The organism is Sphingobacterium thalpophilum (genome assembly GCF_038396785.1).
Taxonomy (GTDB): Bacteria; Bacteroidota; Bacteroidia; order Sphingobacteriales; family Sphingobacteriaceae; genus Sphingobacterium; species Sphingobacterium thalpophilum_A.
The window spans coordinates 2,162,302-2,173,839 of record NZ_CP151087.1; the positions used below are offsets into that span (position 1 = coordinate 2,162,302).

Sequence of the window (11,538 nt, forward strand, 5' to 3'; positions counted from 1 at the left end):
GATCAGAAAATATCAACATTATTTTGCAACGGTCTTAAGGAAATCTTCTGTATTTTTTATAGTAATATCACACTTAATCAATTCTAAAACTTCACGATATACCAATCCGTCAGTTCTATTTACTTTTTCTAAAGCTTTTTTTAAATCGATTAAAGTCAAAGAACCATTTTCATATAGCTCAAAATATTCTCTATCGTATTTTTCATTTATGGAATTTATTCTTTCAATTTGATATTCAATCTCATCTAATAAAGCCTTTCCTAAAAAAACACCTTGCGAAACCAGTATTTGATTTAGCTGTTCATTTATAGATTGGACTAAATTATTCAAATTATCGTTGTTGCAAGCAATCGCAATTCGCTTAAAGGTCTGGAATTCATAAATAAGTTTGACTTTTATCTTTCGCCATTCTGTTGTTTCGCTTAATGCATCAATGTCTTTAAGTGTTTTTCTCAGGTTGGTCAGTACTTCCTGCTTGCTATCTACATCATTTTTGTTATTTTCAAACTTCCTTTCTAATTCCGCAATTTCGGTTTCTGCTTTTTGAATTTTTTCATTGTTTATTCCTTCATTTTTTAACTCTTCGATGCTTCCTTTTGCTTTGCGGATTTCATTAGCAAGCCAATTGGTTTCAACGGACTGAACGGTGTCAGTCGGAACCTCAATTTCCGCAGTATGGTCTAAATACGGAAAATATGCCTGAATAGAAACTTTTTGAGATTTGTCTATATTGATGGTCAAATCTACATCGCTATTTTCGGGCAATAAGGCTGGTAAATCTGCACCGCTTATTATGATGTCATATACGTGTTCGTTGTAAATAGCTCTTGTTCCATCTGCACCGTGTTCGCCTTGATATAATGGAATTTTAATAAAATCCGAATCCATTCCCGGACGAAGTGGTTTATCTGTTTTAATGCCATTGTATGTTCCTAATACTGGTAGAGATTTGTTTATTTCCAATCCAGAAATTGTTTGAAATATAATTTTTCCAGTTCTTTTATCTTGTACTTCTGTTCCAATGCTGTATGGAAGTGTAGGAGATGTGTAGATTCTTCTTTCGATTTGAAATGCAGATGGTTGACATTCTAAAATTTGCCCTTTATCATCACATAAAGTTATTTCAAACCGACTAGTATGACCTTTAATTAATTGTACCTCTATTACTTCTCCAATTTCATTGATTTCAACATTGCCACTAGACCAAGCTTTATCTGTTCTTGTTATTTCAGCAATAACTTTTTTGGGAATCGTTCCTTCCGATTTATCTGCTAATATTTTCAGCGTTACAAATTCTTCCGACTCGACACTATATTCCTCATATCCAATTTCGATTTGAATTTTAGAAAAGTCGGAAATTTTGTTAGCTATTCTATTAGAAATTTCGATAGTAGAAGCATATATCGTAGCTCCTTTAACAATTGCAGTTATTGGGTCAACACTTGTGTCTGGTTTACAAATCTGCTGTTCCAACATTTTTCTGAGAACTGGGGAGAATGTTTCCTTTCCAATTAAAGCCAAAAAATTTATAGTTGAGGCTTTAAGATTATTTCTTTCCAATAGTTTTTTAGAAATATCAATTGCTTTTTGAAAAATAGGCGATAAAACCTTTTCCAAATCTGATTGAGTCGCCAATAAATCAATTTCAATATCTTCTCCTTCATCGTCTGTTCCAGCACCTTCTTCTTTGTATAAATTGAATTCACCTTTAAATGAAAGTTCATTTTTCAATTCTTCCGCAAAAAAAATTAAGGCTTCTCGGTATTTTAGTTTTTTATGATCATCATTTAAAATGTCATCAATTGAAAAATTCTCCTTAATGTGTGGAATGATAATTTCGTCAACAACAGCCAAATCTAAATTCTTGCCACCTAAATAATTTTCGTCTTCGGAATCAATAATATTATTTCCTTTTAAAAGAGAAACTTTAAATTCATCATCAAAGTAAAAAACAAGATTAAATCCTTGATTTCGAATATAATCTAGATTATAGGCTAAACCTACTGCAACAGACTCTTGTATAAACTCAACTTGTTTTAATCCTGCTAAACTTGCAGATTTTCTTAACGCATCTATTTGATTAAGTTTAAAAGCATCAGGTATTGTGATTACTGCACTCTGAATAATAGTACTTTTATCAGAAGAAATTAAGCATTTTATAACCTCTGCCAATAATTCTTCCGATAAGAATGAACGATTGACATTTGAGCTGAAATATTTTTTATCCGTTCCTAAAGTTCGACTAAATTCTATAAAACTATTAAAACCATTGTTTGTGTTTAACGATTGACTTTCTACTTCCATTCGATAAATAGCTATAGCTTTTTGTCCAACTAAAATATTCCCTTTTCTATTTATAGCAACACAAAGTGGTATTTCATCATTTAAAGTGTCGGATTTTAAAACACAAACTTCTCCTGCATCCATTTTAGCAATAGATGCAGAAGAAGTTCCTATATATATTCCATAATTAATTTTCATTTTTACTTCGAAATATACTTACCAACAATCCAACGCCAACAATCACATCTACAATATTCCACAATTCTCTTCCTAATGCAATTTTGAAAAATGGTTGAAATAGCAATGCTAATGCTCCATATATAAACATTTCAGTTTGCCTACTTTGTTGATTAGCTTGATAAGCCAACACGCCAAAACCAATTAACGCTATAAAACGCACCAGTTGATAATAACCATAAGGCATATTCAAAAGGCAACCAAACATTAAAACCGCCAAGCCTATTTTTATGATTTTTTCCATTCTATAATGCTTCTTCGGGATTGCTTGGGCGAGTACTGAAATTTCCATTTTGCTGTAAAATCAATTCGTATTCTAACACATTATTATAAAGCGATTGTGGTTCGTCTTTACCAAAATCTTCATTTGTAATGAAACCACCTTTTATTTCGCCACCTTTCATTTCCTTTTCAGGATTCCAACCTTTTCCATAATAGAAAAAAGCTTGATAAGTACCATTTGGGAAAGAAAAAGTATAACCGTCACCTGCTTGAATAAAAGCGTGCCTTACAACTTTGTCATTTTTCTTGATAATTACTAAAACATCTGAATTGCTTGTTCGTACCTTTATTTGCGAACATCCATAATCGCTACAAGAAGAGTTACTTCCATAATATTTGGAATAAGGAGTTGAACCAGTACGCAAAGAATTAGAAATATACATATCGTAAAGTTCGTGTTCTTTTCTTTCTTTTTCCAGTTGGGCTTCTCTTTCGATACGTTCTGATTCTGCTTGTTTCTCTTGTTCAACACGAATCTCTTCCAAGCGAACAGCTTCGGCTTTTTCTTCTTCTTTTTGTTTTTGCTCAAATTCAATACGGTCTTTTTCTTCACGAGCCAAACGTTCTTTTCTTGCCTGCTCTGATTCACAGGATGTCAAAAGTGCTACAACCAAAAAAGGGAATATAATTTTTTTCATAATTCTTTATTTTATCCCCATAAAATATTTATATCATCGCTAGGTTTATCCACTTCTTCCAATAAATCAAAAATTTCCCTAACGATTGGTTGTAAATCATCAACTGTTGGTTGGTCGCCAATAATTTGTAAGCCTTCATTAATTGCACCTCTTGCTCTTTGAGCATTTTTCCACTGATAATTTCCAAAGTTTTGACTGTAATTTCTAACCACACCTACTAATTGATAAACTAAAGTAAGCTGCACAAAAACACTATTGATTTCTTCTAATAAGTTTTTACCTAATTTAATTTTTTCAGTTTCATTATTATTTCTAAAAACCTCTTCCAACTGGTTTCGCAATTGATTGACAACTTGCGTAGAACGGTCATTTCCCAAATCTTTATTGGCTTTTTCCAAACGGTAGAATTCTTCTTTCAGTTCTTCTTCTAATTTTGGCCATTCTGTAGTTTCGCTTAATTCATCAATATTTTTAAGCGTTTTTCTAAGATTGGTTAAAACCTCTTGTTTTCCGTCCACATCATTTTTGCTATTGTCAAACTTTCTTTCCAATTCATTTATTTCACTTTCTATTTTCTGAAGTTTATCTTCTTGAATTCCTTCTTCTTTAAGTTCTTCAATACTTCCTTTTGCTTTTCGGATTTCATTAGAAAGCCAGCTGGTTTCTACTGATTGAACGGTATCAGTTGGAACTTCGATTTCTGACGTATGGTCTAAATATGGGAAGTATGCCTGAATAGAAACTTTTTGCGACCTATCTATGCTAATCGTTAAATCTACATCGCTGTTATCGGGTAATAATGCAGGTAAATCTGCTCCGCTAATTATGATGTCATAAACGTGTTCGTTATAGATGGCTCTTGTTCCGTCAGCACCGTGTTCGCCTTGATATAATGGAATTTTGATGAAATCAGAATCCATTCCGGGACGAATTTGTTTCTGAGTTTTTAATCCATTTGCTGTACCTGTTGCAGGTAAAGATTTATTTTGTTCCAATCCTGAAACTTGCCTGAATTCAATTTTCCCTGTTTCTCTTTTTTTAATTTCGATACCCCAATTAAGTGTAAGTCCTTGCATAGAGTTCAATCCCCCAATTCCTTGAATTATCGTAAACTCTTTGGGTTCGCTTTCTAAAATATTTCCTTTGTCGTCAAATAAAGTAACTTCAAAACCATTGGTTTTACCTTCAACCAATTGGGTTTCGATAACTTCCCCGATTTCGTTGATTTCCACTTTCCCGCTTGACCAAGCTTTGTCGCTTCTTGTTATTTCGGCAAATACTTTTTCTGGAATTGTTCCTTCGGTTTTGTCAGCCAATATTTTCAACGTTACATATTCTTCCAACTCAACGGTTGATGCTTCGTGCCCGATTTCGATTTGAATTTTCGATTTATCTCTTGTTTGCTCTTTTATTTCTTCTGAAATATTTACTGTTGAAGCATATAAAGCAGCTCCTTTTGACACTACTGTCATTGGGTCAACGCTTGTGTCGGGTTTGCGAATTTGCTTCTCCAGCATTTTTCTGACAATTGGCGAAAAAGTAGGACCTCCAACTAAAATCAAGGAATCTAAAGACGAACCTTTTAAGTTGTTACGTTCTAAAAGTTTTTTAGAAATATCAACTGCTTTTTGGAACACTGGCGACAAGACTTTTTCTAAATCTGCTTGTGTTACTGTTATATCAATTTCAATTTCTTCTCCATTATCATCTTCTCCAATATCACCTGGGTCAATGTAAATATTATAATTCTCTTTAGATGAAAGGATATTCTTTGTTTCTTCAGCGTAAAATTTCATTGCATTACGCAAAATTTGTTTCTTGTTGTCATCTTCTAAAATAGAATCTATTGTATAATTTTCTTCCAGATATGGCAAGATGATTTCATCAACAATTGCAAAATCTAAATTTTTGCCTCCTAAATAATTATCTCCTTCTGTATCGGCAACTTTCATAATACCGTCTTCCACTTTCAACAAAGCTGCATCAAATGTTCCTCCTCCAAAATCAAATACTAACCAAAAACCGTCTTTCTTCTTATTGTCCAAACCATAAGCCATTGCAGCAGCAACAGGTTCTTGCAATACTTCAACGTGTTCAAAACCTGCTAACTTTGCCGCTCGTCTTGTGGCATCAATTTGATTATTTTTGAATGCTGCTGGTACAGTTATTACTGCCGCAGATACTATTTCGTCCTGTACATATTGTTTAAGATGCTTTAATATTTCTGCTGAAAGTTCTTCAGAACTTAATTCTTTATCAATATTTGAAACGAAATATTTTTTATCCGTTCCCATTGTTCTTTTAAATTCAACAAAAGAATTTAAGGGTGAGTTTTTTGATAAACTCTTATTACTATCTTCTCTATATTTTCTATATGCAGGGTCTCCAACTGTACTATGTCCTTTTGTATTAAACGAAACACAAGATGGAGTAGTGTCTTTTTCATTACCATCTTTTGATTTTATTATTTCCACTTCTCCGCCTTCAATTCTTGAAATAGCGGAATTGGTTGTACCCAAGTCGATACCATAATCTATTTTAGTTCTTGCCATTTTTATTTTTTTGAATATTTTAGTTTTGTGAAACGTCTACCTGTGCTCTTTGGATAAGTACTCCGTTGAAATTTACTTGCGGTTTGATTACTGATGTGATAATTTTTCTTCCATCTGCCAGATTCTCATCTGTTATGAAATTGATTACGTCAATATTCATTCTCTCGTCATAGTCTTTGTTAAGAAGATTGACCATTTCATAACCATTGGAAGCAAAGTTTGCTTGAATTCTTTCTATACCTTTTACAAGTGGTTTTAATCCTTTAGTTTCATTATCCATTTTGGATATGTTCTTTTGCATTCTCACAATTTCATCCGCTACTTTTAAAGCCAAAGAATGGTCGATTTCGTTATTTGAATTTATAGGAATAATTTGTTTTTCTTCGAGCTTCAATTTTAATTGCGATTCCAAAACTTCCACCAATCTGCTGTCCAATTTGATGCTTTCTTCTTCCAAAGCTGTTTTTGTGTTTTTTATTTGAGTTTCCACATCGGTTTTGCTATTTGCAATACGTCTGCCTAAAAGCCAATAAATAACTCCACCTAGAATTAATGTAACTAATGTGGCAATTATCCAATACAACAGATTTGTACTTACATCTTTATCCAACTTGGAAATGCTATCTTTTGAAGCGTTTTCAGTTTGTTGGATTTTAGCACCCAAATTCTCCGCAATGCTATGTATATTTTTCGCATTTTCATCTGTTCTGAATGTCAGGCTATCAATCTTTTTTTCCTGATTTTCTGTTTTTGAAGAAAGATTCTCCAATTCTGTTTTTTGCTGATTGATTACAGATTGTTGATTGTTTAATTTTTGTTTTAAAACAGAAATCTCCTGCTGGTGCTTATGCAGTTCTGTATTTTGTTCTTGTGCAAAAAGTGTTGTTGCACAAAATAGTATTGGAATGAGTAGAGTTTTTTTCATTTATTTATTCATTAATGTTTGCTTAACTTTTTTAATTTTATCCTGAACAGTTTTCACTTCTCTCTGTTTAGTTTCAGAAGCCCTAAACCATTGGAATTTTTCAACCTCTCTCAATTCGTTTTCCAATAATTGAATACTTTTTGTTAATTCGGCTTTCTTCTTTGGTGACCAATCAACTTTAAAAGTTTTAGTGAAAACCTTGTAATGCTCTACATATATTTCAATTTTGTGTTCTCCAGCCATATATGTACATTCTTTAGCATTTCCATAACCACCGAGGTCAATTATCTTGCTTTCAGGCGTTATTGTTATTTCATTAGAACTGGTATATCCTTTAGGAGAAGTTTTAGAGCTATTACTATATTTCCCTTCGGGATTAATATATTTTTTGTAAATGGTAACTCTTTGTTTTCCAGTAGAATTTACTTTTAATTTTAGTCCGATATACCTTATATCTTCTATATGAAAGGGTTTTTCAATAATTTTTGAATCAGAGTCAGTATTTGTAATTTCTACTGAAAGAATTTCGAAACATAAGCTTGGAACAATTTTTTTGTAGTTCTCAATTATACGTGTAATAGTAGCAGATTTTAATGAGTTATTTTCTGTCCAATTGATTAATTCCCAGAACTCTTTTTTAGTTTCGGACTTATCACTTTCTTTAATTTTCTTTAAATTCTTATCTGTTAAAATTCCAGATAATAAATCATTTACATTTCCCCAATTTATTGAGTTTCTGATATTATCCTTTACTGCACCCCAATTTATAGATTTGTGTCCTAGCTTAATTAATACGTCATTTTTCTCAAGGTCTCTGACTTCTTGATTAATTTTCCTCTCATTATCTTCATACATTAGTTTAACAGACTTTAAAACTTCTACAATTTGAGAAAGCTCTTTGTCTTTCATTCCTTCAAGCGTACTAATATTTTCTTTTACTTTGTTTTTCGTAGCATCATTTACCGCTACGCTTTCGGCTAATTTTGCCAGCTTCATAGCTTCTTCAAGATAATTACCGCTTTTTTCCTGTTCCTGGCTTTCGTTGAAATAATCAACAGAACACTGCAATATCTCTTTCGCAATATTATCAGCCAACATTTTATATTGTAGGTGAGCATTCCCTACAATGGATTTTAATAGGGTTAATTCGCCTTTGGTGTTACTGTATAAATCTGTTCCAAACTTATGTGCATTGCTTTTATTATTTATGCGTTTTTTATTGCATTGTTCAATTTGTGTTTCAATTTTATGAACAGGTTCTTCGGTAAACTTTTTGGAAAGATATTTTTGAGTAGTTCCGTTACAATTGCTGAACAACTCCATTGTTGTCTATTTCGGAGATGCTGGGGCAGGGATTTCGGAGTCATTGGGCCAATTATTTCGCTAGTCATTGGGGCACTTTCCGATTACAATAATATACAATTTGATTAAGATTCCAATTTCTTTTTTCTACGATAGGATTCACCTGTCAATTCTACTCTATGTGAGGAGAATGTTACCCTGTCAAGTATAGCATCAGCAATCGTACTTTCACCGATTAGTCCATGCCATTTTTCTACGGGGATCTGAGTAGCTATTATTAATGAGGCGCTATTATAACGATCTTCTATGATATCCAAAAGTGCTGTCCTTGCGTGCTGATCTATGGAAGTAAGTCCAAAGTCATCGAGTATTAGTAATTCTGCTCTTTCGATCTTTTTGAGTAACTTATGGTATGTGCCATCCAATCTGGCGATTTTCACCATATCAAAGAACCTGCCTGTATTGAGATAGAGCGTCTTATACAACATCTGACAGGCTTTAACTCCGATACACTGCGCAAGGAAGCTTTTTCCTGAACCGGCAGAGCCTGTTAATATTATGTTTTCTTTACGGTTTATAAACCCCAGAGAAAGGAGTCTCTCAAACATATTTCTGTCAAGGTTTCTGGAAGGGTTGTAATCAATGTCAGTGGCAGCAGCTTTTTCCTTGAATGAAGCCCTGTAGATCAGATTATCAATATTCTTATTCTGTCTAGCTTCCCATTCTGCATCGATAATGGTCGCTAGGAAGTCATCCAGGCTCATTTCACGATAAAGATTATCACTCAGACTACTTCGATAAAGCTCGGCCATGGTGATCATACGCATCTTGCGCATTTTTTCGATTGTTGTGTTCTCATTCATATTATCATTTTTAATGTTGTTTACTATCTGTAAATCGAGGTGTCCCGTAGATTTTCATGCTCAGGGATATGGAAGGTCTGTTGTACTTCCTCTTCTAGAGTGTCAAGTTTATTTTTAAGGATATTGACTATCGTTTGGTAAGATGATTTATGATGGAAAAGACCTCTCTTACAGGCGTTTTCAACGCGGGAAACGCTATGGGTTTTCACAAGAGCAAGTATTCCCTGTGCCTGTTTATACCCTAGTTCAGGGTAGCTATACTGTGCAATTAGTTGGCGGATATATTGTTGTGCAGATGGTCCAACAGCTTCGGCCCGCTGTTCAAAGTACATCGGACTCCAGTGGTTATAAACCTGATGTGAAGAAGGCATATGATCTGCGATGGTGGCATAGTTACCCGGTCGAAAGCACCGCTGATGCTTTGCTATACGCTGAAAGTTATAAAAGACCTCAACAGTGTCATTGTTATATTGAACTTCTACATGATGGCCAATATAACGGTGAGGTACACTATAGTAGTTTCTATCAGCATTGAGATATATATGCGATATCTTCTGCACTTTTGCTCGTCTAAAGTACCGCAAGTTATAGGTTGATAAAGGTAACGGGGTTAGGTGTTCTTTTTCCATATCAATAAATTGGCTCCTCCTAGTGGAGCCTCCATGTGAGAACAAATAATCATTATATAACACCAACTGTTCTGCTATGGCTACATTAAGTTCTTTCAAACTAAAGAAGGTCTGTTTGTCCAGTGGGTAAAAGATACGCTGGTAGACCAATGTTACACTACGTTCTACAAGAGCTTTATCTTGTGGGTGATATGGGCGGGCAGGATCTACTACACAACTATGAAAGAGTGCAAAGTCGGCAAGTGTTTTATTGATTTCTGGGGCATATTTGGAGCCTTTACTCACGGCTGATTTAAGATTGTCAGATACAATAGCCTGCGGCACGCCACCAGACCACTGCAAACAGCTATTAAGGCAATCGATAAAATCTTCACGTTTTTGGCTTGCAACGGCTTTTACAAACGTATATTGACTGCAGGGATAGACGGCAACGAAGATTTCGACAGGGATAACCTCTCCTGTACCTCTATCAACATAGGACATCTTTTTGCCTGTAAAGTCTACGAAAAGTTTTTCACCCGCTTTATGATCCAGTTTCCCCGAAGCTTTGATCTTGCCTCTCCACTTTCTGTAATGGGTGGTAAATTGGGTATAGCGGTAACCATCAGGATATTCAAGTAGGTAATTTTGCCATAACGTCTGCAAGGTGGCCCCAGGGCGCTTAAGCTCTTGCTGTATCTTACTGAACTGAGATGACAGGTGTTCATATCGCATCTTTTCGGTTTGGTCATCCTGGGTAAAAAGATCATGAAGATTTGCATCATCCATAGCTAGAAGTTCAGCATGATCTAATTCTAGTACTTTAAACCGCTTAATATAGCTGTCCACCGTTTTACGGTTGATGTTCATTATCTGGGCAACCTTACGGTTACTAAGTCCTTTTTTCTTTAGAAGGATAAGTGTTCTGAGTTCCATTTTGTCTTTCCGTTGTCCTGCCATGCTGTGATCATATGATTATACAACAGCAACTTAAGCAGTTTAATGGAAAGTGGCCCAACGACCTCCGAATTTAAGAAGATTATTTGGCCCATTGACCTCCGAAATAATTGGCAAATCAAACCGAATCAACTGGCCCATTGACCTCCGTTATAGACAATTGTTTCTGAAGTTGAATATTTGTCTTTGAATTGCGTTAGTAATTCAGCAATCAATAGTTCAATTTGTTTAGGTGTATCAATAGAAAAAGTCTCGTCAGCAACTGTATGAACAAAATCTTTAAAATTTTCCGATTCAATTAGTTTTATTTTGGTAGTAATTCCTCGTTTTAAATCTTCTTTGGAGTCTCCCAACAAATAAAGCGTACTGATATTATTGAAAGCTGAATAATTTTTTGAGTTAACCTCTTTCTCATTGCTTAATTTCTCCCAAATTTCAGAAGCTTTTTCTTTGTTTCCGCTTATCAGATGCTGGATTGCCGTATTATCAATGGGATTGAGATTGAGAAACCAAAATAGGGAATAGAAAACTTTATTCTGATTTTGTTCGATATCAGAAAAAGCTTTGTCAATAATGGTACTACTCCTTTGTAAAGAGGATAGAAAAGGAAAATCATATTCAGAAGAGATTTCTTTACCTACTTCGCTGAATCTCTTGACTTTACTTTTTTGTTTCAGAATATCTTTCTCGGAACTGTTAGCGAGAATTCCTGCAATTCTATAGGGATTATTTATAACTGATTTCATTGTAATTTCTACGGTCTGGCAATTTATATGCTTTTTATTATTATTCACTACGGTTTTCCGTAAAAAACAAAAAAATAACGTGAGCTAATTCCCCTTGTTCGTATCTGCGGTGGTCGAATACCGATAGCACAAAGCAAAAAGGAAC

General features: G+C 34.2%; 9 protein-coding genes. All 9 read right to left on the reverse strand.

Annotation, left to right across the window (positions count from 1 at the left end; translation table 11 throughout):
* Positions 1-18: 18 nt before the first annotated feature.
* Positions 19-2,481: an Hsp70 family protein gene (locus AACH28_RS09700; protein ID WP_341832811.1), complete on the reverse strand. Its 2,463-nt coding sequence runs from the start codon at positions 2,479-2,481 to the stop codon at positions 19-21.
* A complete protein-coding gene (locus tag AACH28_RS09705; protein ID WP_341832812.1) occupies positions 2,471-2,764 on the reverse strand; it encodes a DUF6804 family protein in 294 nt (97 codons plus the stop codon). The genes AACH28_RS09700 and AACH28_RS09705 overlap by 11 nt, the downstream gene beginning before the upstream one ends.
* A gap of 1 nt (position 2,765) precedes the next feature.
* Complete coding sequence (locus AACH28_RS09710; protein WP_341832813.1) at positions 2,766-3,440, reverse strand: hypothetical protein; 675 nt, start codon at positions 3,438-3,440, stop codon at positions 2,766-2,768.
* An 11-nt stretch (positions 3,441-3,451) separates the two neighbouring features.
* Complete coding sequence (locus AACH28_RS09715; protein ID WP_341832814.1) at positions 3,452-5,992, reverse strand: Hsp70 family protein; 2,541 nt, start codon at positions 5,990-5,992, stop codon at positions 3,452-3,454.
* A 19-nt stretch (positions 5,993-6,011) separates the two neighbouring features.
* Positions 6,012-6,917, reverse strand: a complete 906-nt coding sequence (locus tag AACH28_RS09720) for a type VII secretion EssA family protein (protein WP_341832815.1) — start codon at positions 6,915-6,917, stop codon at positions 6,012-6,014.
* The gene (locus AACH28_RS09725; protein WP_341832816.1) at positions 6,918-8,240 is read right to left on the reverse strand and encodes a hypothetical protein; all 1,323 of its coding nucleotides are present in this window, start codon (positions 8,238-8,240) and stop codon (positions 6,918-6,920) included.
* A 104-nt stretch (positions 8,241-8,344) separates the two neighbouring features.
* Positions 8,345-9,082 (reverse strand): IS21-like element helper ATPase IstB, encoded by a 738-nt coding sequence (gene istB, locus AACH28_RS09730; protein ID WP_034737329.1) that lies wholly within the window; start codon positions 9,080-9,082, stop codon positions 8,345-8,347.
* A 23-nt stretch (positions 9,083-9,105) separates the two neighbouring features.
* Positions 9,106-10,650, reverse strand: a complete 1,545-nt coding sequence (gene istA / locus AACH28_RS09735; protein WP_034737327.1) for an IS21 family transposase — start codon at positions 10,648-10,650, stop codon at positions 9,106-9,108.
* Positions 10,651-10,775: 125 nt separating this feature from the next.
* The gene (locus AACH28_RS09740; protein ID WP_341832817.1) at positions 10,776-11,393 is read right to left on the reverse strand and encodes a hypothetical protein; all 618 of its coding nucleotides are present in this window, start codon (positions 11,391-11,393) and stop codon (positions 10,776-10,778) included.
* Positions 11,394-11,538 lie beyond the last annotated feature (145 nt).

What these genes read in the sequence shown, in the direction of transcription:
- AACH28_RS09715 (WP_341832814.1), bottom strand. Translation starts at nt 5,992, where the DNA reads ATGGCAAGAACTAAAATAGATTATGGTATCGACTTGGGTACAACCAAT.
- AACH28_RS09705 (WP_341832812.1), bottom strand. Translation starts at nt 2,764, where the DNA reads ATGGAAAAAATCATAAAAATAGGCTTGGCGGTTTTAATGTTTGGTTGC.
- istA (WP_034737327.1), bottom strand. Translation starts at nt 10,650, where the DNA reads ATGGCAGGACAACGGAAAGACAAAATGGAACTCAGAACACTTATCCTT.
- AACH28_RS09710 (WP_341832813.1), bottom strand. Translation starts at nt 3,440, where the DNA reads ATGAAAAAAATTATATTCCCTTTTTTGGTTGTAGCACTTTTGACATCC.
- istB (WP_034737329.1), bottom strand. Translation starts at nt 9,082, where the DNA reads ATGAATGAGAACACAACAATCGAAAAAATGCGCAAGATGCGTATGATC.
- AACH28_RS09740 (WP_341832817.1), bottom strand. Translation starts at nt 11,393, where the DNA reads ATGAAATCAGTTATAAATAATCCCTATAGAATTGCAGGAATTCTCGCT.
- AACH28_RS09725 (WP_341832816.1), bottom strand. Translation starts at nt 8,240, where the DNA reads ATGGAGTTGTTCAGCAATTGTAACGGAACTACTCAAAAATATCTTTCC.
- AACH28_RS09700 (WP_341832811.1), bottom strand. Translation starts at nt 2,481, where the DNA reads ATGAAAATTAATTATGGAATATATATAGGAACTTCTTCTGCATCTATT.
- AACH28_RS09720 (WP_341832815.1), bottom strand. Translation starts at nt 6,917, where the DNA reads ATGAAAAAAACTCTACTCATTCCAATACTATTTTGTGCAACAACACTT.